The sequence below is a fragment of the Halomonas organivorans genome (assembly GCF_014192055.1).
Lineage (GTDB): Bacteria > Pseudomonadota > Gammaproteobacteria > Pseudomonadales > Halomonadaceae > Halomonas > Halomonas organivorans.
The window spans coordinates 1-24,642 of record NZ_JACHXM010000007.1 but is presented as its reverse complement, the minus strand read 5'-3'; the positions used below and the strand labels follow the sequence as shown (position 1 = coordinate 24,642).

The window sequence follows — 24,642 nt, the reverse complement described above, 5'->3', positions numbered from 1 at the left end:
CGCAATTCAGACTCTCGGGTAAATCAGCCGATGCTCGGGCCAAACTCCAGCCCGTCGGGCAAGGCCGAGTGATGCATAGCTCCTTAGACTCCTCTCCAGATGGCAACCGAATCCGACAAGGCCATCGTGGAGAGGTGAATGAACACTTTCGAGCCGACCAGATGGGAGGGGCAGTCGGGCCGGATTGGCCGGCGGCAGCAGCGTGTCGAGGACGATGCTCTGCTGCGTGGGCACGGCCGATATGCCGACGACCTGGCGGTGGCGCCAGGCACTCTGCACGCCGCGGTATTGCGCTCGCCCCATGCCCATGCACGCCTGCTCCAGGTGGATGCGTCAGCCGCGCTGGCCATGAGTGGCGTGCACGAGGTGCTCACCGGAGAAGACATCAAGCGCTGGGCGCGGCCGTTTCCGGTTGGTGTGCGCCAGCCCATGGAGCACTGGTGCCTGGCGGTCGACAAGGTGCGCCATGTCGGCGAGCCGGTTGCCGTTGTGATGGCCGAGAGCCGTTACCTTGCCGAGGATGCCCTGGAGGCCATACGCGTCGAGTACGAGATCTTGCCTGTCGCGGTGGACACCGAAATGGCCGTCGCCGAAGACGCTCCACTGCTCCACGAGTCAGTGGGAAGCAACGTGGTCAGCGAGCGCCACTTCCGCTATGGCGATCCCGAGCGGGCCTTTGCCGAGGCCGAGCATCGGGTCTCGCTCAAGGTATGCGTGCCGCGCAGCTCCTGCACGCCGATGGAGTGCTATGCAGTCCTCGCCGAGTATGAACCGGCCAGTGCCAGTTATGACGTGCTCTCCAACTTTCAGGGCCCCTACGCACTGCACTCGGTGATGGCACGTGCACTCAATGTGCCCGGCAACCGTCTTCGCTTGCGCACCCCACCGGACTCCGGTGGCAGCTTCGGCATCAAGCAGGGGGTCTTCCCCTATGTGGTGATGATGGGCCTGGCCGCGCGCAAGGCAGGCGCTCCGGTCAAGTGGGTGGAGGATCGTCTCGAGCATCTCCAGGGGGCCTCCTCGGCCACCAATCGCGTCACCGAGATCGAGGCGGCGGTGACCGGTGATGGCCGGGTCACCGCGATGCGTTGGGACCAGATCGATGACTGTGGCGCTTACCTGCGGGCACCGGAGCCGGCGACTTTCTATCGCATGCACGGCAACCTGACAGGTGCCTACGCCATCGAACATCTCCAGGTGCGCAACCGGGTGGCGCTGACCAACAAGACGCCCACCGGCCTCAACCGTGGCTTCGGTGGCCCCCAGATTTACTTCGCCCTCGAGCGGCTGATGCAGCGCATCGCCGTGGAGCTCGAGCTGGACCCTCTCGAGGTGATCCGCCGCAACCTGGTGCCGTCCGGGAGCTTCCCCTACCGTGCCGCGGCCGGGGCGTTGCTCGACTCAGGCGACTATCCCGCCTCGGTAGAGCAAGGCGTTCGTGACGGCGGGTTGGACGAGCTGTTGGCGCGCCGCGATGCAGCACGACGTGGAGGTCGACTCTACGGCATCGGCTACACCGTGGCGGTGGAGCCGTCGATCTCCAACATGGGCTACATCACCACCGCCATGACGCCCGAGGAACGGCGCAAGGCCGGCCCCAAGAACGGGGCGGTAAGCACCGCCACGATCAGCGTCGGTCCGCTAGGCGACGTCAGCGCCCATGTCTCCTCGACACCCCAAGGGCAGGGGCACCGCACTGTGGTCGCCCAGGTGATCGCCGAGGTGCTCGGGGTGCCGCTGGAGTCGATCCGCGTCAACGTCGAGCTCGATACCGGCAAGGATGCCTGGTCGATCGCCTCGGGCAACTACTCCAGCCGCTTCTCCGGCGCCGTGGCCGGCGCCGTCTACCAGGCGGCGATGAAGGTGCGCGATCGCCTGGCCGGCATCGCCGCCGCCCAGTGGCAGGTGGAGGCCGCACGCATCCGCTTCGCCGAAGGACAGGTGAGGGTGGACGGTAGCGAGTTGACGATGCCCTTCGGCCGCCTGGCCGGCGCCACGCACTGGGCGCCGGGCACCCTGCCCGAGGGCGAGCCGGGCGGGTTGCGCGAGACGGCCTTCTGGTCGCCGCCTCAGCTCGAAGCGCCGGACGATGACGATCGTATCAACAGCTCGCTCTGCTACGGCTTCATCTTCGACTACTGCGGCGTGGAGGTCGACCGCATCACCGGCAGGGTGACCCTCGATCGTTACGTCACCCTGCATGACGCCGGCCGCCTGCTCAATCCGGACCTGGTCGATGGCCAGGTGCGCGGAGCCTTCGCTCAGGGACTCGGTGCGGCACTGATGGAGGAGTTTGCCTACGGCGACGATGGCAGCTTCCAATCCGGCACCTTCGCCGACTACCTGGTCCCGACCAGCGTCGAGGTGCCTGAACCACTGATCCTGCACAGGGAGACGCCGTCGCCGTTCACCCCGCTGGGTGCCAAGGGGGTCGGCGAGGGCAACAACATGAGCACCCCGGTGTGCATCGCCAATGCCGTGGCCGACGCGCTGGGTATCGCGGACATCGAGCTGCCGCTGACGCCGTCCAAGGTGCGCACTCTGATCGGCATCGAGGAGCCTCCGCGGCCCCAAGGAGTGGGCGAGGATCAGATGGCGCCCGCAGCCGGTGGCGGCTCGCGGCTCACCGCCAGCGACTCGGTGACGCTGCCGGGCAGCCCTCAGGCGGTCTTCGACACCCTGCTCGATCCCGAGACCCTGCAGGCGATCATTCCTGGCTGCCATGCCTTGGAACTTACCGGCGAGAACGCCTACCGCGCCGATGTCACCGTCGGCGTGGGGATGATCCGGGCGCGTTTCGATGCGCGGGTGGCGCTCTCCGACCTCGACCCCCCGCACGGCCTGCGGCTCTCCGGGGCCGGCACCAGCGCCATGGGCTCGGCAGAGGGCAGTGCGCGGATTCGGCTGACCGAGATCGAGGGCGGCCAGACGCGACTCGACTATGACTACGACGCCACCGTGGGCGGCAAGGTTGCCTCGGTGGGCGGGCGCATGCTGCAAAGCGCCTCGAGGATGATCATTGGCCAGATTTTCGCGCGCCTGGCCCAGCGCATGGGCGGCGCCGCACCACGGCCGTCGCTGTGGCAGCGCCTCAAGATCCTGCTCACCGGCCGGGGAGGTCGCTCATGAAACCTGCTGCTTTCGATTATCTGCGCCCGTCAAGCCGTCGCGAGGCCTGCGAACGACTGCATGAGGCCGGGGACGATGCTCGACTGATCGCCGGGGGGCAGTCGCTGATGGCGGTGCTCAACATGCGCCTGGCGCAGCCTAAGTGGCTGATCGATATCGCCGGTATCGAGGACCTGCACTACATCGAGCGGCGTGACGATCATCTAGCGGTGGGCGCCGGGGTGACTCAGGCCGAACTACTCGAGTACCTCGGCCTCGCCGAAGCGGTCCCGTTGCTGGCGCAGGCAATGCCCTGGATCGGCCATTGGCAGACCCGTAACCGCGGCACGGTATGCGGTTCGATCGCCCACGCCGATCCCAGCGCCGAGTTGCCGCTGTGTCTGGCCACCCTGGGTGGTGAGGTGGTGCTCGAGAACCGACGCGGCAAGTCGCGCCGAGTCCTGGCCCGAGACTTCTTCCAGGGCGTACTGACCACCGATCGCCGTCAGGACGAGCTGATCACCGAGGTGCGTTTCCCCCTGGCGAGGCCGGACGCGGAGTACCGCTTCCAGGAAGTGGCCATGCGCCATGGCGATTTCGCAATCGTCGCGCTGGCGGGGGTGGTCGACAGCGACCGAGTCGTCCTCGGCGTGGGCGGCGTCGCCGACCGTCCAGTGTGTCGCGAGCTCGCCCGCCACGAGGACCCGGGTGAGGCCCTAAACACCCTCGCCTGGTCCTTGGGCGCCGAGGACGATGCCCATGCCACGGCGGCCTATCGCCGCCAGTTGATCCGTGAGCTCGGCCGGCAGTTGATCGCCGGTGGGCCAGGTGACGAGGAGATCGCCCATGCACGCCAAGGCTGACCAGCGCATTCGCGTGACCCTGACTCTCAATGGCCGCGAGCGCAGCGGCTACGCCGAGCCCCGTACCCAGCTGTGTGACTTCCTGCGCCACGAACTGGGGGCCACCGGCACGCACGTGGGGTGCGAGCACGGCGTGTGCGGGGCCTGCACGGTGCGCGTCGATAGTCGCGCCAGCCGCAGCTGCCTGATGCTCGCGGTACAGGCCGAGGGGCGGCGGCTCGACACCGTCGAGTCGCTGGCAGGAGAGGAGGGCCTTTCCGATCTGCAACAGGCGTTCCGGCGTCATCACGCCCTGCAGTGCGGCTTCTGCACCGCAGGCATTCTGATGTCCTGCGAGGAGTTCCTGGACCGTGTGGCCGACCCCAGCGAGGCCCAGGTGCGCGACATGCTGTCGGGTCATCTGTGCCGTTGCACCGGCTATACCGGCATGGTCCAGGCGGTACTCGAAGTGGCTCGGACGCGCCGCGAGGCGGCCGTGCCCGACAGTCAACTGGAGAACAACGATGTTTGATCTTGGTCGCAGTTTTCTTGCCTCGGTGGAACGTCGCCCTCGGGCGATCGCCATGTCCGATGGCGAGTTTCGCAAGACCTATGCCGAGTGGTTCGCCGATATCCAGAGTGTCGCCAGGAGCCTTGAGGCGATTGGCCTGGCCAAGGGGGATCGCCTGCTGGTGGTGATGCAGAATCGCTGGCAGATGGCGACCCTGCACTGGGCCTGCCAGTTCGCCGGGATCGTGGTCACCCCCCTCAACTGGCGATCCACGGCCCGGGATCTGAGTTACTGCATCGAGGATGCCGAGGTCAAGGCAGTCGCCTATGACGCTTCGGTGGCCGAAGCGGTGAACAGCTGTCCCGAGGCGCAGCGGCTGCCGCGCATCATTGCCGGAGAGGTCGAGGACATCGGCGCTCATGACTTCGACGCCCTGCTCGGTGTGGAAGGTGAGCTGGTGCTACGTGCCGGCGCCGAGGATGTCTCGCTGATGCTTTACACCTCGGGCACCAGCGGCAAGCCCAAGGGCGTGCCACGCTTGCATCGCGCCGAGCGCACCGCAGCGCTGGCCCATGTGGCCCAGAACCTCTATCGCCATGACGAGTGCACCCTCGGCGTGATGCCGCTCTATCACACCATGGGCGTGCGCTCGCTGCTGTCGATGGCGCTGATCGACGGCCACTTCGTCTGCGTGCCGAAGTTCGATCCTGCGGCAACGCTGGACGCCATCGAGCGTGAGGGCGTCACCAACCTCTATCTGGTGCCGACCCTGTATCACATGCTCATCGAGCACCCCGAGTTCTCGCCATCACGGGTAGCCAGCGTCGACAAGCTGGGCTTCGCCGGCGCGCCGATGAGTGCGGGGCTGATGGCCCGTGTTCAGGAAGCCTTTAAGCCCAGCCTGTTCGTCAACCACTACGGCAGCTCCGAGATCTATACCTTCACCATCGACCAGCGGACCAGTGACAAGCCGGGGTCATCGGGTCGGCCTGCGCTCAACCAACGCATCCGGGTGGTCCGGGTGGGCGCCGAGTCGCCGGACGAGATCCTGGGCGTGGGGGAAGAGGGCGAAATCATCGCCGATATGGCCGGCGACGAGGCCTTCCAGGGCTACTGGCACCGCCCCGATGCCGACCGCAAGGCGCTCAAGGAGGGCTGGTACTTCACCAGCGACACCGGTTACTTCGACGCCGATGGCGACCTCTTCGTCACCGGCCGGGTCGATGATCTGATCATCACCGGCGGCGAGAACGTCAGCCCGGTGGAGATCGAGAATGTGCTCTCGGTGCACCCTCAGGTGGAAGAGGTCGTGGTGGTGGGGCTGGCCGACGAGCAGTGGGGTGAGGTGGTCACCGCCTTCGTCAAAGCCCGGCAAGCCATCGACGAGGGCGAACTCGACCGGCACTGCGTCGATTCCGGCCTGGCGCGCTTCAAGCGCCCGCGGCGCTACGTCTTCGTCGACGAGATTCCCAAGTCCCCGGTGGGCAAGATCCTGCGCCGCGTGCTGCGCGCACAGGATACCCCCAGCGCACAACCCCACTAATCAGCAAACCGACAAGGAACCAAGACATGACTATCACCGACGTGAACACCATCCTGGCCAGCGACTTCGACGGCTTCAGGGTCCAGGTCGACGCCGAGGCCGAGCGTGCCGACATCATCCTCGGCCATCCACCGCTCAACGTGATCTCGATGCCCCAGCGCGACGAGTTGCGCCGCGTGTTCGAGGCGCTGGATGCACATGACGGCGTGCGTGTGATCGTGCTGCGTGCCGAGGGCGAGCACTTCTCCAGCGGCGGCGACATCAAGGGGTTCCTCGAGGCCTCACCGGAGCATGTCTCGAAGCTTGCCGACAACGTGGCCGCTCCCGCGCGCTGCTCGAAGCCGGTGATCGTCGCCAACCGTGGCTACACCTTCGGCGTCGGCTTCGAACTGTCGCTGGCCTGCGATTTCCGCATCGCCTCCGAGACCACGCTCTACGCGCTGCCGGAGCAGAAACTGGGACAGATCCCTGGGTCCGGTGGCTCGGCCCGATTGCAGAAGATCATCGGCATCGCCCGTACCAAGCACATGGTGATGCGCGCCAAACGTATTAGCGGTCACCAAGCGCTGGAATGGGGTATCGCCACCGAGTGCGTCCCCGACGATCAACTCGAAAGTGCCACCCAGGCCCTGGTGGATGAACTGCGTGGCTTCTCGCCGCTTGCCCAGCGCACCGCCAAGCGCCTGATCAACGACAACGAGGATGCGCCGCTTTCGGTGGCGATCGAGATGGAAGGCCACTGCTACAGCCGGCTGCGCTCCTCCCGCGACTTCCGTGAAGGTGTCGAAGCCTTCCATGGCAAGCGCAAGGCCGTGTTCACCGGAGAGTGATCGTCGGTCCGTGATACAACAACAACCTCTTGGAGATATCGCATGCAAGTACACGACGATAATCGGGCAGGCCCCACGTCAGCGGCCACTCCCTCCAGCAAACGCCTACTATTGGAGGACCTGGGACGGGCCTTCACCGCCAAGTCGATCAGCGCGGGCATCGTCGCGGCGCTGTTCGGTTGCTCGGGGCCGGCGCTGATCGTGATCAGTGCCGCCGAGGCCGGCAACCTGAGCAATGGCCAGACCGTGGCCTGGCTGTTCGCCATCTACTTCCTGGGTGGCCTGATCAGCCTGATCATGGCCTTGCGCTATCGTCAGCCGATCACCGGCGCCTACTCGATTCCCGGGGCGGCGATCATGATCACCGCCCTGGCGACGATTCCCTTCAGCGAGGCGGTCGGCGCCTTCATCATGAGCGGGGCGATCGTGCTGGCGCTAGGCGTGAGCGGGGTAGTCGGGCGCATCATGCGCTGGCTGCCGATGCCCATCGTCATGGCGATGATCGCTGGCGCCTTGATCCGCTTCGGCATCGGCGCGGTGAACTCGGTGGGCGCAGCCCCGTGGATCGCCGGTACGGCGGTGGTGACCTTCTTCCTCAGCTCGCGCTTCATCAAGGTGGTGCCACCGATGCTGGTGGCGGCGGTGGTCGGCCTCGGCGTCGCGGTGGCGATGGGCGCCGTGCAACCCGCCGACGTGGATATCGCCTTCGTCGCGCCGCAGTTCACCGCACCGAGCTTTACTCTGGGGGCCTTCCTGGCGATCTCCGTACCGCTGGCAGCACTAGTGATCGGGGCCGAGAATGCCCAGGCCACCGGGGTGCTGCTGGCCGAGTCTTACCGTCCCCCGGTCAATGCCATGACCATCATCAGCGGTATCGGCGGCATGCTCGCGGGACTCCTCGGTGGGCATAACGCCAACATCGCCGGACCAATGACGGCCATCTGCTCCTCCGAGCAGGCCGGCGATGACAAGAGTGCGCGCTATGGTGCCACCCTGGTGAACGGCGTGCTGTTCTGTGCCTTCGGCCTGTTTGCCGGTGCGGCGGTGCCCGTCATCCTGGCGTTGCCCAGCGCCCTGATCGGCAGCGTGGCCGGCCTGGCGATGATCGGCGTGCTGTTGGCGGCCTTTCAGCATGCCTTCTCCCGACATCGTGGCCATCAGATCGGTGCCTTTGTGGCGCTGGTGGTGGCGATGAGTAACATCACCCTGCTGGGAATCAGCGCTCCTTTCTGGGCACTGGTCTGTGGGATTGCGGTCTCCCTGCTACTGGGCGAGAAGACGCTCGATCCCGAGGCAGAGAAGACCCAGGTCGCAGACTGAGAGCGGTGGAGCAGGAGGGGGGAGTGATGCACGACCTCGATACCCAGGTGATCACCCAGGCGCTGGCCTGGGTCCGTGATGGCCACCCCATCTGGCTATGCACCGTGCTCTCGACCTATGGCTCGGCGCCCCGTGGGCCGGGCTCCATGCTAGTGGCGCGTCGCGACGGTCAGTATGTCGGCTCGCTATCCGGTGGCTGTGTCGAGGAGGCCTTCCTCGAGGAAGTCGTCGCCGGCGACTTCAAGCGACCGGTGACCCTTCGTCGCTACGGCGAAAGTCGCGAGGAGAGCCGACGCCTCGCCCTGCCCTGTGGTGGGGTACTGGAGGTGCTGATCGAGCACCACGCTGCCGACGATGCCTGGCTGGCGCATCTCGAGGCGCTGCAACTGGCTCTGTCGGGACAGCGCCGGCTGAAGCGTCGGGTCGATCTCGAGTCCGGCACCATTCGGGCCGATAATGATGAGGAGCCTGGAGGGCCGAGCGTGGCACGGCACCCCGGGGCGGTCGACATCCGTATCGGGCCCGTGTTGCGCTTGCTGCTGGCCGGCATCTCGCCGGTGGCCGAGGCCTGTGCCGGCTTCGCCAAGATGTTGGGTCATGAGGTCATCGTTTGTGACCCCCGCGCGGAGGCACGCGAAGGGTTCCACGTCGAGAGCGTGACGGTTGTACCGCAATTGCCTTCGGCCTACATCGCGGCGGGGGGATGCCATGCCGCGACGGCCGTGGTGGCCCTGACCCATGATCCTCGCCTCGACGATCTGGCGATGATCGAGGCGGTGCGTACTGAGGCCTTCTACATCGGCGTGATGGGTTCACAGCGGACCTCGGATGCCCGTGCCACACGGCTGATGCGCTCGGGAGGGCTGTCCCAGGTAGAGATCGAGCGGATCCATATGCCTATCGGCCTCGCCATTGGCAGCAAGACCCCGGCCGAGATCGCCCTGGCCGTGGTAGCGGATATCGTACGGGTCTACCACGGGAAATCGCGTGATGCGCTCTGACGGCGTCGTTGCCTTGGCATTGGCGGCAGGCCAGGCCGCTCATTGTGCGACTTTGGTCTGGCTGTGACCGGGGGGCTGAGAAGAGATGGTACGCTGGCTTAAACCAGCAACCCTACAATTCTACTGACGAGGACGTCATGTCGAGTGCCCATCGCATTTTGCATGGCGAGTTTGGTCGCGTTGCCCTGCTGGACATGGACGACTCGCTGGTGCCCCACGCCCATTCCGAATGCCATGTACTGCTCAAGGTCTCCGGAGAGGATACCTACTTCTCGGTGCGTGACCGCAGGTTGCCGCTGACCAACAGGACGGCGGTGCTTATCAACGCCTGGGAGCCTCACTTCTACGACCACCAGCGTGGTGCCGCCGATACCCTGATCCTGGCGCTGTATATCGAGCCGAGTTGGTTGGCGGCCTTGCAGCGGGGATTGGCATTAAGTGGCCGACCCGATTTCTTCTCCACCCCCTGCATCGAACTCTCGCCTCGCATGCGACACCATGCCGACCTGCTGGTCGACGCCATGTTCTGTTTCGGTCTGGTGCCTCAGGACAGGCTGGAAGAGTTGCTTTGTGATTTGATGATCGGCATCACCGAGAAACATTCCGACTGGCGCCACTTGGCCAGGCTGAGGGTGGGGGTTGCCAGCGACTTCTACGATGCAAGAATTCGCCAGGCAAGCCAGTTCATCCTCGACCACCCCCAGGGGGAACTCGACATGGAGGGCATTGCCCGCCAGTGCGGCCTTTCCCGCGCACATTTCTTTACCCTGTTCAAGAAGAACACCGGCATGACGCCGCAGATGTTTGCCAATATCGGCAAGATGCAGATGGCGTTTCGCGGTCTATCCGACAATCGCTCCGGCACCCTGGGTAACTTGTCTGAAACCTTGGGATTTTCTGAGCAGGGCCACTTCACGCGCTTCTTTCGCCGCCATATCGGGGCCTCGCCCAGCCAGTACCAGAAGGCGATCGATGACTATTCTGCCCGTGTATCATGAGCCACCCGAGAATGCAGAGAATGACGACGCCCTAAGGCATTATTCGCAGGGGACCACCGTAAGCACTCGTAGCTGCACGATGCCACTTCCTTCAACCACGGCCCGGAAGCGCACGTCCACGTCGCGCAGACGCACCCCATAGACGCGCTCCTCGGCGCCCTTTCGATAGGCGGGGCGGGGGTCCTGGGCCAGCACCTGATGGATAAGTGCGCGCAGCGAGTCGCCGTCGGGACGGGCGCACAGGGCCGCTTCGGCGGCCGGGGCGAGGCTTACGGGCAGGGCGGTCGGAGCGGCTGGGGCGAAGCCGGCGCGGGCTTCGGGGCGGGCTTCCGCCCAGGGCAGGTAGGGCTTGATGTCGAGCACCGGGGTGCCGTCGACCAGGTCGGCGCCGCGCAGCGTCAGGCAAACGCCGTCCCGTGTATCGATGTTCTCGAGCTCGACCAGCGACAGCCCCAGGCGATTGGGGCGATGGGTGCTGCGGCTGGCGAACACTCCGACCTTGGCGTTGCCGCCCAGGCGTGGCGGGCGCACCAGCGGCGTCCAGCGCTCGGGACTCAGGTGGAAGACGAAGGTCAGCCACAGGTGGCTGAAGGCTTCCAGACCGCGCACTGCCAGCGGGTCGTCGAAGGGCGACAGCAGCACCAGGCGGGCTCGCGCGGCGTCGGCGAGCCCCGGCTGGCGGGGAATCCCGAACTTGTCGGGGTAGTCGCTCTCGATGTGCCCAACCGGCGTCAGGGCGAAGGCGTCGGAGGTGTCGTTCATGCGGGAATCCGGTGGCTGTCGCGGTAAGGCATTGGCGCGGCAGCGCCGCTTCGGTAGTCTCTTGGCGTCTTCATCATCGCAGGAAGTCCTTCATGGGTCATATCGACACCGCACGCGGGGAAGCCCCTGCCACCGCCAGGACACCGCGCATCCTCTACCGCGAGGCTCGGTGCCAGGACGGCGCCGACCAGGCCGAGGTCTTTCACCACGCCGTCATGCAGGGCGCCATGGGCCACTATGAGCTGTCCGCCCGGGAGGCTTGGGCGGCGGTACTGCCCCGGGAGGGCAGCGCCTGGGTCGCCCGCCAGGCCCTCTACACGACGCTGGTGGCGACCTGCGACGGCCGCTGCGTGGCCTTCCTCGAACTGGATGAGCCCCGAGACTACGTGGAGTCGCTGTACGTCTGGCCGTCGCTGGCGCGCCGCGGTATCGGCAGCGCCCTGCTCGGGCATGCCGAACGGCTGCTTCGCGAGCGGGGCGCCGAGCGGATGAGCATCGACGCCAGCCTGGTGATGGCCGACGGCCTCGAGCGGAAGGGCTGGGCGCGGGTGCGAGAGGAGTGGGTCGAGCGTGGCGGCCAGCGGCTGCAGCGTCGCCACCTCGAGAAGCCGCTGGCGCTACGCGACGCCTGAACCCTCAGGCGTCCTGCTCGACGAGGCGCATCGACAGGTCGATGGCCTTGACGTCCTTGGTCAGCGCGCCGCTCGAGATGCAGTCGACGCCGGTCTCGGCGATGTCGCGCAGGGTGGTCTCGTCGACGTTGCCCGAGGCCTCCAGGGTGGCGCGCCCGTCGCCGCGGCGCACCGCCTCGCGCATGTCGTCGAGCGAGAAGTTGTCGAGCATGATGATATCGGCGCCCGCGGCCAGCGCCTGGTCGAGCTCCTCGAAGGTTTCCACCTCCACTTCCACCGGCAGGTCGCGAGCGATGCGCCGGGCTTCTTCGACCGCCGCAGCGATTCCCCCGCAGGCGGCAATATGGTTTTCCTTGATCAAAAAGGCGTCATAGAGGCCGATGCGGTGGTTGTGCCCGCCGCCGCAGGTCACGGCGTATTTCTGGGCCAGGCGCAGGCCGGGCAGGGTCTTGCGGGTGTCGAGAATGCGCACCCCGGTGCCGGCCAGCAGGTCCACGTAGTGTCGCGTCCGGGTGGCGGTGGAGGACAGCGTCTGCAGCAGGTTCAGCGCCGCTCGTTCGCCGGTGAGCAGGCTGCGCGCCGGCCCCTCGAGCTCGAGCAGGCCTGCGCCGGCCTCGAGCCGGTCACCGTCGGCGGCCTGCCAGCGCAGCAGTACCCGCGAATCCAGGCGCCGGAACAGCTCGTCGACCCAGGCCACGCCGCACAGCACCATCGGCTCGCGGGTGATCACCCGGGCCCGGGCCCACTGTTTTTCGGGGATCAGCTCGGCGGTGATGTCGCCGGGGCCGACGTCCTCGGCCAGCAGCCGGGCGGCGCTGTCACGGATCTCTTCGGCGAGGGCATCCTGATAGTGCATGGTGGCGTGATCTCTGTGCTGTGAAGCTTGGGGCGTTCATTATAGGGGAAACGCCAGGGCCGACGTCAGGGGGAAAGATGCCGATTCAAGAGGGCTGGCTCGCGGGAGCCCGCCGGGTGCCGTCACCCAATCACAATGCGCGACCGGACGGCGAGGTCTCGCTGCTGGTGCTGCACTCCATCAGCCTGCCGCCGGGAGAGTTCGGCGGTGATGCCATCGAGCGGCTGTTCACCAATCGCCTGGATCCAGCCGGGCATCCTTTCTTCGCCGAGATCGCCGACCTGCGGGTCTCGGCGCATCTCTTGATTCGCCGCGACGGCGAGTGCGTGCAGTTCGTGCCCTTCCACGGCCGGGCCTGGCATGCCGGACGCTCGCGCTGGCGCGATGGCGGCGTCGAGCGCACCGGCCTCAACGATTTTGCGGTCGGCATCGAGCTCGAGGGTGACGAGGTATCGCCCTACACGGCGGCCCAGTACCGGACCCTGGCACGCGCCACCCGGGCGCTGCTGGACGCCTATCCGCGCTTGACGCACGAGCGGATCACCAGCCATGCCCATGTTGCGCCACTACGCAAGACCGATCCGGGGCCGGCCTTCGACTGGGCCTATTTCCGTCAGTGGCTGTCGTCGATGGACATTTCTGCGTAATAAAACGTTTTTATGGTATCCAGCGACGTCGCTGTGACCGATGAGGTGAATCACAGAGCTCTTGCGGCGGGCATCGCCGTCGATCATGTCGCCATAGCCCCGGAGTCGGGCATGTCGGGCCGATATTTGGTTTTGAAAATGTTTTCCAGTTCTGCTTCAATTGGCAGCCGCCAGCGTTTGCGGTATCGTCAGCGCACCCGACGATAACGGTCGCGCTGACTTGTAAAACGACTACAACCTTGGAAAACCGGCATGGAGGTGATCCTTCCATGACCGCCACTCAAGCGCCACACCCCCTTGCTGCGGGGCTGTTGCCCCCAACGTCATTCGGAGAGACGTCTATGAGTCTTGAGACAAGAGAAGATCTCGATCCGGTCGAAACCCAGGAATGGCTGGATTCCCTGGAATCGGTTCTGGATCACGAGGGCGAGGAACGCGCCCGGTACCTGATGACTCGCCTGGCGGATCGCTACCGCCGCGACGGTATGCAGGTACCTTTCTCGGTCACGACGCCGCATCGCAACACCATTCCGGTGCACCGCGAGGCGCCGATGCCGGGCGATCTCTTCATGGAACGTCGCATCCGCTCGCTGATCCGCTGGAACATGGCCGCCATGGTCACCCGCGCCAACAAGGCGAACAAGGGCATCGGCGGTCACCTGGCCAGCTTCATGTCCTCGGCGACACTCTATGACGTGGGCTTCAACCACTTCTTCCGCGCGGCCAACGGCGACTTCCAGGGCGACCTGGTGTTCATCCAGGGCCACAGCTCGCCGGGCATCTATGCACGCTCCTTCCTGGAAGGCCGCCTCACCGAAGATCAGATGGACAAGTACCGCCAGGAGGTGGACGGTGACGGCCTGTCGTCCTATCCGCACCCCTGGCTGATGCCGGACTACTGGCAGCTGCCGACCGTGTCCATGGGCCTGGGCCCGATCATGGCGATCTATCAGGCCCACGTCATGAAGTACCTGGATCAGCGTGGCCTGCAGCCCATGCACGACCGCAAGGTCTGGGCCTTCCTGGGCGACGGCGAGTGTGACGAGCCCGAGACGCTGGGGGCCATTCACCTGGCCAGCCGCGAGAAGCTCGACAACCTCAATTTCGTCATCAACTGCAACCTGCAGCGTCTCGACGGTCCGGTGCGCGGCAACTCGCGGATCATGGACGAGCTCGAGGGCGTGTTCCGCGGCGCCGGCTGGAACGTCATCAAGGTGGTCTGGGGCCGCCTGTGGGATCCGCTGTTCGAGAAGGACAACAAGGGCGTCCTGCAGAAGCTGATGGACGAGACCGTCGACGGCGAGTACCAGAACTGCAAGGCCAACGGTGGCGCTTATACTCGCGAGCACTTCTTCGGCAAGTATCCCGAGACCGCCAAGATGGTCGAGGACCTGTCCGACGAGGACATCTGGAAGCTCAATCGCGGCGGCCACGACCCGTTCAAGGTCTATGCGGCCTATCATGAGGCCTTCCACAATGCCAACGGCCGTCCCACCGTGATCCTGGCGCATACCGTCAAGGGCTATGGGTTGGGCGCCGCCGGCGGTGAGGCCGACAACGAGGCCCACCAGGTCAAGTCGATCGACGATCAGGACGTGTTGAAGAAGTTCCGCGACCGCTTCGGCATTCCGGTGTCCGACGAGGCGATCGAGAACGAGATGCCGTACTACAAGCCGTCGGACGACTCGCCTGAGATGAAGTACATGCATCTCCAGCGCGAGCGCCTGGGTGGCTACCTGCCGGCGCGTAACCCGGACTTCCAGGCACTGGACATCCCGGGCCTCGACGACAAGATATTCTCTTCCCAGACCGGCGGTTCCAAGGGGCGTGAAGTCTCCACCACCATGGCCTTCGTGCGCATCCTGACCGGCCTGGTCAAGCACAAGGGCTTCGGCAAGCAGGTAGTGCCGATCGTGCCCGACGAGGCGCGTACCTTCGGCATGGAAGGCATGTTCCGCCAGCTCGGCATCTATACCTCCGAGGGCCAGAAGTACGAGCCCATGGACAAGGGCCAGCTGATGTTCTATCGCGAGGACAAGGCCGGCCAGGTGCTCGAAGAGGGCATCACCGAGGCGGGCGCCATGTCCTCGTGGATCGCCGCTGCCACCTCCTACAGCAACCACGGGCTGCCGCTGCTGCCGTTCTACATCTACTACTCGATGTTCGGCTTCCAGCGCATCGGTGACCTGGCCTGGGCCGCCGGCGACATGCAGGCTCGTGGCTTCCTGGTCGGCGGCACCGCCGGTCGCACCACCCTCAACGGCGAGGGCCTGCAGCACCAGGATGGTCATAGCCACCTCCAGGCCTCGATGATCCCCAACTGCCGCAGCTATGATCCGACCTATGCCCACGAGGTGGCGGTCATTATCCAGGACGGTCTGAAGCGCATGTTCGCCGACAAGGAGAACTGCTTCTACTACCTGACGGTGATGAACGAGAACTACGAGCAGCCGGCCCTCGAGGAAGTGCCTGCCGACGACATCATCAAGGGCATGTACCTGCTGCGCGAGACCGAAGGCAAGAAGGCGCGCGTCCAGTTGATGGGCTGCGGCACCATCCTGCGTGAGGTCGAGGCTGCCGCCGAACTGCTCAGCGAGGAGTGGGGCGTGGGCGCCGACATCTGGAGCGTCACCAGCTTCAACGAGCTGCGTCGCGAGGCCCTGGAGATCGATCGCCAGGCGTTCCTCAAGCCGACCGAGGAACCGGGCAAGCCCCACGTCACCGCCTGCCTGGAGGGCCGCCAGGGCCCGGCCATCGTCTCCACCGATTACATGAAGCTGTTCGCCGACCAGGTCCGCGCCTGGGTGCCGACCGACTACCATGTACTCGGGACCGACGGCTACGGCCGCTCCGATACCCGCGAGAAGCTGCGTCACTTCTTCGAGGTCAACCGCTACTTCGTCACCGTGGCTGCGCTCAAGGCGCTGGCCGACCGCGGCGAGATCGATCGCAAGGTCGTTGGCGAGGCCATCGAGAAGTATGGCATCGACCCCAACAAGCCCAACCCGCTCGAGGTGTGAGGCGTCGATCGACCGGTGGCATGGCGGGCCCGGTTGGCCCGCCCCCGTCAAGAGTTTGAAGGAGCGCGACCTTGAGTAGCGAAATCATCAAAGTGCCTGACATCGGTGGCGATACCGATGTCGAAATCATCGAGATCGCGGTGTCGGAAGGCGACGTCATCGAGCCCGAAGACACCCTGATCACCCTGGAATCCGACAAGGCCTCCATGGACGTGCCGGCTCCCAAGGGCGGCAAGGTCCTCAAGGTGCTGGTCAAGGAGGGCGATACCGTCTCCGAGGGTGACGACATCGTCGAACTGGAGGCCGAAGGGGGCGGCGACGCCGCGCCCGAGCAGCCCGCCGAGGCCCCGGCAGAGCAGCCTGCACCGGCGCCCGAGTCCAAGCCCGAGCCGGCCGCCAAGCCCGCCGCCGGCGGTAGCCAGACCATCGAGATCAAGGTGCCCGACCTGGGCGGTGCCAGCGACGTGGAGATCATCGAGGTGGCGGTCGCCGAGGGCGACGAGGTGGCCGAGGAAGATCCCCTGATCACCCTGGAGTCCGACAAGGCCTCCATGGACGTGCCGAGCCCCCAGGCCGGCAAGATCGTCACGTTCACCGTCAAGGAAGGTGACACCGTCTCCGAGGGCGACGTCATCGGCACCATGCAGGTCGCTGGCGGCGGCGACGAGGCGTCGGCCGAGGCCAGCGCTGCCGAGCCTGCCAGCGAGCCGGCTGCAGCCGCCGAGCCCGAAGCGGCGCCTCAGCCCGCTGCCAGCGGCGAGCCGCAGCGCCGCGAGGTGCGGGTGCCGGACCTGGGCGGTGCCAGCGACGTGCCGATCATCGAGGTCAGCGTGAGCGCGGGCAGCGAGGTCGACGAGGAGGAGCCGCTGATCACCCTGGAGTCCGACAAGGCCTCCATGGACGTGCCGAGCCCCTACAAGGGCAAGCTGGTCGAGCTCAGCGTCAAGGAGGGCGATACCGTCTCCGAGGGCGACCTGATCGGCTATATCGAGACCGCCGGCGAGGCGCCCGCTCCCCAGGCGGCGCCGCAGCAGGGCGCGGCCAGCCGCGAAGCCCCGGCCGAGAAGCCGGCCGCCAGCAAGCCCGCCGGCGGCAGCCCCAGCCCGGAAGCGCAGATGGCTGCCCACAAGCCGCGTGACGGCAAGCTGGTGCACGCAGGGCCTGCAGTGCGCATGCTGGCCCGCGAGCTCGGCGTCGACCTGGGGCTGGTCAAGCCCAGCGGCCCCAAGGAGCGGGTGCTCAAGGACGACGTCCACGCCTACGTCAAGCAGGTGATGGCGGGGCAGGCCAAGGCGCCGGCGGCAGCGCCTGCCGCGGCCGAGGGCGGCATGGGCATTCCGCCGATTCCCGACCAGGACTTCAGCCAGTTCGGCGAGGTGGAAGAGAAGCCGATGGGCCGCCTGATGAAGATGGGCGCCACCAATCTGCATCGCAGCTGGCTCAACGTGCCGCACGTCACCCAGTTCGACGAGGCCGACATCACCGAGCTCGAGGCCTTCCGCAAGTCGATGAAGGCCGAGGCCGAGGCCCAGGGCGCCAAGCTCACGCCGCTGCCGTTCCTGATCAAGGCCTGTGCCTTTGCGCTGCAGAAGTTCCCGCAGTTCAACGTCAGCCTGAAGAGCGACGGCGAGACCCTGGTGCACAAGAAGTACGTGCACATCGGCATCGCCGTGGACACGCCGGATGGGCTGATGGTGCCGGTGATCCGAAACGCCGACCAGAAGTCGCTGATCGAGCTGGCCAAGGAATCCGTCGAGCTGGCCGGCAAGGCGCAGTCGAAGAAGCTCAAGCGCGAGGAGATGACCGGTGGCTGCTTCACCATCTCCAGCCTGGGCTCGATCGGCGGCACCGCCTTCACGCCCATCGTCAATGCCCCGGAGGTCGCCATCCTCGGTGTCTCCAAGGCGTCGATGAAGCCGGTGTGGGACGGTGCGGCCTTCCAGCCGCGGCTGACCATGCCGCTGTCGCTGTCCTACGACCACCGGGCGGTCAACGGCGCCGACGCGGCGCGCTTCACTGCCTTCCTCGGCCAGGTGCTGACGGACATCCGTCGCCTGCTGCTCTGATCGAGGCAAGGTGAGCCACGACCGACGGCGCCGCGAGGCGCCGTCGGCGTTTGTGTCCGGGGAAGACCAAAGTGCTAGACCGGACAGCCCCTTGAGAGCGAAGGAATTTTCGGTTCACTCCGGGAGCTGCGTCTTCGTGTCGCTTGTGTGACGTCGATGGCCCCGGTATGGTTCGCTATTCTCGTTTTCTCGTCTCTACGAACCATCCCAATTCCAAGGAGCTAGTTTCGATGCGTGTGATCCTCTTGGGCGCCCCGGGTGCCGGTAAAGGGACCCAGGCCCAGTTCATCTGTGAGCGCTACGGTATCCCGCAGATCTCCACCGGTGACATGCTGCGCGCCGCCGTCAAGGAAGGCAGCGAGCTGGGGCTCAAGGTCAAGGAGATCATGACCACCGGCGGCCTGGTGTCCGACGACATCATCATTGCCCTGGTCAAGGAGCGCATCGCCCAGCCCGACTGCGCCAACGGCTTCCTGTTCGACGGCTTCCCGCGCACCATTCCCCAGGCCGATGCCATGAAGGATGCCGGCGTCAAGCTGGACCACGTGCTCGAGATCGCCGTGCCCGACGAGGAGATCGTCAACCGCCTGGCCGGCCGCCGCGTGCACCCGGATTCCGGGCGCGTCTATCACGTCGACCACAATCCGCCCAAGGAAGAGGGCAAGGACGACGTCACCGGCGAGGCGCTGATCCAGCGCGACGACGACAGCGAAGCCACCGTTCGCAACCGCCTGTCCGTCTATCACGAGCAGACCGCTCCGCTGGTCGACTACTACCAGCAGTGGGCCCAGCAGGCGCCCGAGGCCGCGCCGGCCTACCACCGGGTGGAAGGCGTGGGTAGCGTCGACGACATCACCAACCAGGTGATCGCCGCCCTCGAGAGCTGAGAAAAGGCCAAGCGGTTTCTGTGCTCCGGCGGCGGGCAGGCTAGGCGCCCCACCTGTCGTTGCTCGCGATGGAATCCCACGCTTTTCTGCATCCCGGTAACGGCCCGCATTGCGCGGGCCGTTGTCGTATAATGCCCCGACACTTTCCGCACCGTGTTAGAGACCCATGCCGATCCTGCTGGCCCTGGATGCCTCCTCGAGCGCCTGTTCCGCCGCCCTGCTGCGGCGTCGCGAGGGCGCCGACGACGAGTTGATCTCCCGCTTCGAACTCACCCCCCGTGCCCACACCCGCCGGCTGCTGCCGATGGTCGACGAGGTGCTGGCCGAGGCCGGCATGGCGCCGGCCGATCTGGACGCGGTGGCCTACGGGCGTGGTCCGGGCTCCTTCACCGGCCTGCGCATCGCCGCCGGCACCGCCCAGGGCCTGGCCTTCGGCCTCGACCGTCCGCTGCTAGGCGTCTCGACCCTTCAGGCGCTGGCGCTGGGCGCCCATCGCCGCCACCACTTCCGCTACCTGATCACCGCCCTGGACGCGCGCATGGGCGAGGTCTATGCCGCCGCCTGGCAATGCCAGCGGGGGCGGGTCGAGTGCCTGGCCGAGGAGGCGGTGCTGCCGCCCGAGCGACTGCGCCTGCCCGCCGGTCATGATGATCATGACTGGGTTGGCGTGGGCTCCGGCTGGACGCTTTGGGATGACATGCCCGCCGAGGTGCAGGCGGGGCTCGGACAGTGCCTGCCCGACCTGGACGCCGCCGCCGAGGACATGGCGCTGCTCGCCGCCGAGGCCTTTGCCGCCGGGGAGGGGCGCCCCGCCGCCGAGGTTCAGCCGGTCTATCTGCGCGATCGGGTCGCCTGGCAGAAGAGCCGATGAGCGCAGTGGCCGTGGCGGATGACGCGGCGCTGGCCGCGCGCTGGGGGCTGCCCGGCCTCGACGCGTTGTCGTCGGGCGAGGTGCCGCCGCTGACGCTGCGCCGCGAGGATGACCGACTGGTGCTGGCCGGCGACGCCAAGGTCTACGGCAAGCCGCTGGCGGTGGATTTCGTCGAGGGCCGCGCGGCCCATCGGCGTCGCTTCGGCGGCGGTCGCGGGCAACTGATCGCCAAGGCCTGTGGGTTCGGCAAGGGCGCGACGCCTACGGTGGTAGACGCCACCGCCGGACTCGGCCGCGATGCCTTCGTGCTGGCCACGCTCGGCGCCGAGGTGCTGATGGTAGAGCGGGTGGCGGCCATCGCGGCCCTGCTCGATGACGGCCTGGCCCGCGCCCGGGCGGATGTCGACACTGCCGGGATCGCCGCTCGCCTGCATCTGGCCCATGGCGATGCGAGCCGCCAGCTCGCCACCCTGGTGGCGGAGGCCGGCATCGCGCCCCAGGTCATCCACCTGGACCCCATGTTTCCCCATCGCGAGAAGTCGGCGCTGGTCAAGAAGGAGATGCGGCTGTTCCGCGAGCTCGCCGGCGACGATGCCGACGCGCCTCGGCTGCTGGAGGCGGCGTTGGACGTGGCGACTCATCGGGTGGTGGTCAAGCGCCCGCGCAAGGCGCCGCCCATCGACGGCCCGCCCCCCCGCCATGTGCTGGAAGGCAAGACCAGCCGATACGATCTCTACGTCCACCGCTCCCTCAACGACTGATTCCCGCTAGTTGCCCAGCGTCGCCTCGTCCTTCCCGGAGTCGCCGCCTCGGGCGGCAATTCTTTCCAGCCGATGTCGCAGCGCCGGGTCGAACAGCGTCCGGCTGCGACGCGCCGCCTCGCGCAGGCTCTCGTCGTAGTGCAGGCGATGATCGTCGTGGACCGACAGCCACCCCTCGTGTTCCAGGCTCTCCACCAGGCCGTCGAACAGCCGCGGATCGAAGAACTCCGGGGCGTCGCGACCGGTCAGCTGCGCCAGGCGTTCGGCGAGCTGGCGGGCGTGATTCGCCAGCTCGACGTGGTCGAAGTGGCCCGGTGCCTCGCCGAGCAGGGCGGCGACCAGCAGATAGCCTCGTTCCAGCGATGGACGCATCAGCCGCCCCAGCATGCGCAGCTGCTCGGCCTTGGCCAGATCCTCGGCGCGCTTCCAGCCGTGGCCGTCGGCGACCAGCAGCCCGACCTCGGCGAGCCGCTCGAGGGTCGCGTCCAGCGCCGCGCCGAACGCGGCCGGCGGCTCGATCGAGAGTTCGTTTACCAGCACCGGCCAGCCCGGTGCCAACAGGGATTCCAGAGCGTCGCGCCGGTGGCGGACATGGTGGCGGACATGGTGGCGGAAGGCGAAGGCGACCAGCCCGGTCAGGGCAAACAGGTGCAGCACATTGTTGCGGTACCAGCTGAGCCGGACGGCCTGGCGCTCGTCGACGGTCACCAGGTCACCCAGCGGATGGGGGCGGTAGGCCAGCAGGCCGAGGGAGCGGGCATGATCGATCCATTCCCGCGGCGTGCCGTCGGGGAGACGCTGGCCCTCGTCGCCCGGACGGGGGCGCCTGAGATCGGCGAGCAGTGCCAGCTGGCGTTCGAGCAGCTCCGCCTCGATGGCCCGATGGGGCGTGGCCAGCAGGCTCAGGGCGACCAGGTTGACCGGGTTGAGGCTGGCGGCGGCGTTGATGCGCCGCGACAGGGTACGGCCGAGTCGCGATACCGCCTGCGTGCGCCACGCCGGACGAGGCTCGCCGAGGGCCTGCCGCCAGTCGGGCTGGACTTCGTCCAGGAAGGCGTCGAGAGCCAGCGGCTCGCCGACGTTCACCATGACCCGCCCGTAGGGCTGCTTCAGGCGACCCAGCACGCCGAGCAGCGCCAGCGGGCTCTCCTTGCGCTTGGCGCCGCCGCCCAGCTCGCGCTGGTAGCTGGCCTCCTCGAGGATCCGTTCGTAGCCGATGTAGACCGGAACGAACGACAGCGGGCGACCGTCGCTTGCCGGGCGACGCAGGAAGGAGCCCAGGGTCATGGCCAGCATCCCTGGGCGAGGCGTCAGCAGGCGGCCGCTGCGCGAGCGCCCTCCCTCGATGAAGTATTCAAGGCTGTGGCCACGCGACAGCAGGCGGTGCAGGTATTCGTCGAAGACCCGGGCATAGAGCGGCTGGTCGCGAAAGCTGCGGCGCATGAAGAAAGCCCCCCCGCGGCGTAGCAGGGGACCGATCAGCGGCATGTTCAGATTGCGGCCGGCGGCGATGTGCGGTGGCATCAATCCTTGCGAATAGAGCACGTAAGAGAGCAGCAGGTAATCGATGTGGCTGCGATGGCAGGGCACGTAGACCAGGGTATGGCGACCGGCCAGGGCGGTGACGCGCTCGATGCCGTTTACGTCGACGCCGTCGTAGAGCCGGTTCCATAGCCGCCCGAGCAGGCCGTCGAGAAAACGCAGCACCGGGTAGCTCATGTTGGCGGCGATCTCCCGGCCATAGCGCCTCGCCCGGCGGCGTAGCCGAGCCTGGGTCGCCGGGGCGTCGCCGGCCAGCCCGACGATGGTCCGCTCGACCTCGGGACTCGACACTACGCCCTCGATGAGGGTTCGGCGATGGGAGAGGTCGGGCCCCAGCACGCGGCTGCGGACGCGACGAAAATGGACCCGCAACAGGCGTGCGGCCTTGCGCTCGATGACGGCGGCGTCGCGGCCGTCGATGAGCTCCGAGAGCCGCAGTGGCGCGCCGAAGTGCACCTCCAGGTCGCGTCCGTTGACCAGCACTGCCAGCAGTCGGCGCAGGCGGCCGGTGAGTCGCCAGCCATCGGCGGCCAGCAGGTGCCAGACACCGAAGCGCTTGCCCGGAGCGCGCCCCCAGAACACGCTGACCGGCACTAGCTGTACATCCTGGCCGCTGTCGATCAGTTGCCGCAGCGCCGTGGGGCGTCGCCGGCGGCGAGGAGCGGGCAGGGCGATCAGCGTCCGGACGCCATGCGCGCCCAGCGAGTGGCTGGCCGCGGCGGATGGCAGGGCGTGGCGTTCGGTCAGGTCTTCCAGCAGCAAGGCATCCGATAGCGCAGGCCTGGGTAGCACGTAGAACGTCGGGATATCGGAGGGGAGGCCCAGCGTCTCGGGCGACGGCTCGATACGCCGTACCCGGACCCAGGCGGCAAGAAGCCGGCGCAGCGGGCGACGCCATGCTAGAGACGAGAAGGCCATCCGGTTGCCTGTGTAGTCGCATGTGCGGCCAGTATACGCATGCCCTGAGAGTTGGGGCAGGGGCGCCGATGGCCCTGCCCGGCGGCTGAGCCGAACGGAGGGCACGTGACAGGATGGCCGGCTTTCTCCTGTCAGGAAAACATGCGTCAATGAATGCTGTGATCGCGGCCAGGGAGGTGCCATGCACGGCATGTGGCGGGACGGTAACCATTTCGAGCTGCTGCCCGAGGCGGCACGCTTCCTGCCGGCCATGTTCGAGGCCGTGGACGGTGCCCGGCACTCGGTGCTGATCGAGCTCTACCTGATGGAGTCGGGGCGCCTGGCCAGCGAGGTGATCGAGGTGCTGAGCCGAGCCGCGGACCGCGGCGTGGCGGTCCTGCTGCTGCTCGACGGTTACGGTGCCATGGGGCTTGCCGCCGAGGATCGTCGACGGCTGGAGGCGGCCGGCGTGGCGCTGCGCTGGTTCAATCCCCTGGGCCTGCATTCGCTGGCGCGGAACCTGACCCGTGACCATCGCAAGCTGGTGGTGGTGGACGGCGCAGTGGCCTTCACCGGCGGATTCGGCGTGGTCGACGAGTTCCTGGAAGCCTGGTACGAGGTGGCGGTACGCATCGAGGGACCGGTGGTGGCCGATTGGATACGGCTGTTCTCGAGTCTATGGGATTCGCCAATGAGCCGCGGCGAGGGAGCCGCGGCGCTGGTACATGGTCTGGAAGAGGCCTCCGCCATGGGGCCAGGCTATCGGGGCATGCGCGGTCGGGTGGTATGGGGACAAGGCTATCGTTATCAGGCCATTCGCCATTCCCTGCAGCGTCAGGTTAGCGGTGCCCGGCGACGCATCTGGATCTGTACGCCCTATTTCGTGCCGACCCTGACGCTGCGTCGGCGGCTGCTGCGGGCCGCGCGACGGGGCGTGGAAGTGTGCCTGCTGCTGCCCGGCGACAGCCACGACCATCCCGGAGTCCGCTATGCCGGACAGCGCTTCTACGGACGGCTGCTGCGGGCCGGGGTGCGAATCTTCGAGTTCCAGCCGTCCTTCATCCATGCCAAGTTCACCCTGGCCGACGACTGGGTCAGCCTGGGGTCGTGCAACTTCGATCACTGGAGCCTGCAGTGGAACCTGGAAGCCAACCAGGAGGTGGAAGATGCCCGTTTCGCCGCCGAAGTGGCCGAGCTCTTCCAGCGGAATTTCGCCGCCAGCCAAGAGATTCACCGCGAGGACTGGGCCCGTCGCTCGCGTTGGCAGCGCTGCCGGGAGTGGCTCTACGGCACCCTCGACGGGCTGCTGACGCGGTTACGCTGACCCAGCCCGGGCTGCGCCGCTGAAGAGAGAAGATCGGCGCTTCGCGCCTGGAAGAGCCGGGCTTCGCCCGGAGCTGTAAGTTATCAGCTTGAAGCTGGGAGAAAACGCTTGACCCCATGGTGTCGGGGCTCATGCTGTCTTCCAGCTTCCAGCTTCCAGCTTCCAGCTTCCAGCTTCCAGCTTCCAGCTTCCAGCTTCCAGCTTCCAGCTTCCAGCTTCCAGCT

General features: G+C 66.9%; 19 protein-coding genes. 16 read left to right on the top strand and 3 right to left on the bottom strand.

The features are described 5' to 3' along the window. The first annotated feature begins 138 nt into the window (after positions 1-138). The 8 genes from FHR96_RS09230 (at position 139) to FHR96_RS09195 (ending at position 10,153) form a co-directional block, all read left to right on the top strand. Positions 139-3,129: a xanthine dehydrogenase family protein molybdopterin-binding subunit gene (locus FHR96_RS09230; protein WP_183387388.1), complete on the top strand. Its 2,991-nt coding sequence runs from the start codon at positions 139-141 to the stop codon at positions 3,127-3,129. Continuing rightward, positions 3,126-3,971 carry an FAD binding domain-containing protein gene (locus FHR96_RS09225; RefSeq protein ID WP_183387387.1) on the top strand — a complete coding sequence of 282 codons (846 nt, stop codon included), beginning with the start codon at positions 3,126-3,128 and terminating at the stop codon, positions 3,969-3,971. The genes FHR96_RS09230 and FHR96_RS09225 overlap by 4 nt, the downstream gene beginning before the upstream one ends. Continuing rightward, entirely contained in the window at positions 3,955-4,482 is a 528-nt protein-coding gene (locus FHR96_RS09220; RefSeq protein WP_183387386.1) for a (2Fe-2S)-binding protein, read from the top strand. Before FHR96_RS09225 ends, FHR96_RS09220 begins: the two co-directional genes overlap by 17 nt. After that, the gene (locus FHR96_RS09215) at positions 4,475-6,004 is read left to right on the top strand and encodes an AMP-binding protein (protein ID WP_183387385.1); all 1,530 of its coding nucleotides are present in this window, start codon (positions 4,475-4,477) and stop codon (positions 6,002-6,004) included. The genes FHR96_RS09220 and FHR96_RS09215 overlap by 8 nt, the downstream gene beginning before the upstream one ends. A gap of 26 nt (positions 6,005-6,030) precedes the next feature. Further along, positions 6,031-6,834 carry an enoyl-CoA hydratase/isomerase family protein gene (locus FHR96_RS09210; protein ID WP_183387384.1) on the top strand — a complete coding sequence of 268 codons (804 nt, stop codon included), beginning with the start codon at positions 6,031-6,033 and terminating at the stop codon, positions 6,832-6,834. A 42-nt stretch (positions 6,835-6,876) separates the two neighbouring features. After that, positions 6,877-8,154 carry a benzoate/H(+) symporter BenE family transporter gene (locus FHR96_RS09205; RefSeq protein WP_183387383.1) on the top strand — a complete coding sequence of 426 codons (1,278 nt, stop codon included), beginning with the start codon at positions 6,877-6,879 and terminating at the stop codon, positions 8,152-8,154. 26 nt (positions 8,155-8,180) lie between these two features. Then, a complete protein-coding gene (locus FHR96_RS09200; protein WP_183387382.1) occupies positions 8,181-9,155 on the top strand; it encodes an XdhC family protein in 975 nt (324 codons plus the stop codon). 137 nt (positions 9,156-9,292) lie between these two features. After that, positions 9,293-10,153 carry a helix-turn-helix transcriptional regulator gene (locus FHR96_RS09195; RefSeq protein WP_183387381.1) on the top strand — a complete coding sequence of 287 codons (861 nt, stop codon included), beginning with the start codon at positions 9,293-9,295 and terminating at the stop codon, positions 10,151-10,153. A gap of 39 nt (positions 10,154-10,192) precedes the next feature. Here the strand turns inward: FHR96_RS09195 and tsaA are convergent, their stop codons facing one another. Beyond that, entirely contained in the window at positions 10,193-10,915 is a 723-nt protein-coding gene (gene tsaA / locus FHR96_RS09190; protein WP_183387380.1) for a tRNA (N6-threonylcarbamoyladenosine(37)-N6)-methyltransferase TrmO, read from the bottom strand. A 92-nt stretch (positions 10,916-11,007) separates the two neighbouring features. Here tsaA and FHR96_RS09185 point away from each other — a divergent pair, with 92 nt between their 5' ends. Beyond that, positions 11,008-11,547 (top strand): GNAT family N-acetyltransferase, encoded by a 540-nt coding sequence (locus FHR96_RS09185; RefSeq protein ID WP_183387379.1) that lies wholly within the window; start codon positions 11,008-11,010, stop codon positions 11,545-11,547. A 4-nt stretch (positions 11,548-11,551) separates the two neighbouring features. On the opposite strand, the gene nadC is transcribed toward FHR96_RS09185, so the two are convergent. Continuing rightward, positions 11,552-12,403, bottom strand: a complete 852-nt coding sequence (gene nadC / locus FHR96_RS09180) for a carboxylating nicotinate-nucleotide diphosphorylase (protein ID WP_183387378.1) — start codon at positions 12,401-12,403, stop codon at positions 11,552-11,554. 77 nt (positions 12,404-12,480) lie between these two features. Between nadC and ampD the strand changes: the two genes are divergently transcribed. The 6 genes from ampD to FHR96_RS09150 all read left to right on the top strand — a co-directional run bounded on the left by ampD (position 12,481) and on the right by FHR96_RS09150 (position 20,655). Next, positions 12,481-13,050, top strand: a complete 570-nt coding sequence (gene ampD / locus FHR96_RS09175) for a 1,6-anhydro-N-acetylmuramyl-L-alanine amidase AmpD (RefSeq protein WP_183387377.1) — start codon at positions 12,481-12,483, stop codon at positions 13,048-13,050. Between the two features lie 341 nt (positions 13,051-13,391). Next, the gene (gene aceE / locus FHR96_RS09170; protein ID WP_183387376.1) at positions 13,392-16,070 is read left to right on the top strand and encodes a pyruvate dehydrogenase (acetyl-transferring), homodimeric type; all 2,679 of its coding nucleotides are present in this window, start codon (positions 13,392-13,394) and stop codon (positions 16,068-16,070) included. 71 nt (positions 16,071-16,141) lie between these two features. Then, complete coding sequence (gene aceF / locus FHR96_RS09165; RefSeq protein WP_183387375.1) at positions 16,142-18,136, top strand: dihydrolipoyllysine-residue acetyltransferase; 1,995 nt, start codon at positions 16,142-16,144, stop codon at positions 18,134-18,136. A gap of 230 nt (positions 18,137-18,366) precedes the next feature. Further along, positions 18,367-19,023 carry an adenylate kinase gene (gene adk / locus FHR96_RS09160; protein ID WP_183387374.1) on the top strand — a complete coding sequence of 219 codons (657 nt, stop codon included), beginning with the start codon at positions 18,367-18,369 and terminating at the stop codon, positions 19,021-19,023. Between the two features lie 166 nt (positions 19,024-19,189). After that, a complete protein-coding gene (gene tsaB, locus FHR96_RS09155) occupies positions 19,190-19,894 on the top strand; it encodes a tRNA (adenosine(37)-N6)-threonylcarbamoyltransferase complex dimerization subunit type 1 TsaB (protein WP_183387373.1) in 705 nt (234 codons plus the stop codon). Then, a complete protein-coding gene (locus tag FHR96_RS09150; protein ID WP_183387372.1) occupies positions 19,891-20,655 on the top strand; it encodes a class I SAM-dependent methyltransferase in 765 nt (254 codons plus the stop codon). The genes tsaB and FHR96_RS09150 overlap by 4 nt, the downstream gene beginning before the upstream one ends. Before the next feature lie 6 nt (positions 20,656-20,661). Here the strand turns inward: FHR96_RS09150 and plsB are convergent, their stop codons facing one another. Continuing rightward, complete coding sequence (gene plsB / locus FHR96_RS09145) at positions 20,662-23,115, bottom strand: glycerol-3-phosphate 1-O-acyltransferase PlsB (protein WP_183387371.1); 2,454 nt, start codon at positions 23,113-23,115, stop codon at positions 20,662-20,664. A gap of 181 nt (positions 23,116-23,296) precedes the next feature. On the opposite strand from plsB, the gene FHR96_RS09140 reads away from it, so the two are divergent. Continuing rightward, on the top strand, positions 23,297-24,418 hold the full coding sequence (locus FHR96_RS09140) for a phospholipase D-like domain-containing protein (RefSeq protein WP_183387370.1): 1,122 nt from the start codon (positions 23,297-23,299) through the stop codon (positions 24,416-24,418). Positions 24,419-24,642: the final 224 nt, after the last annotated feature.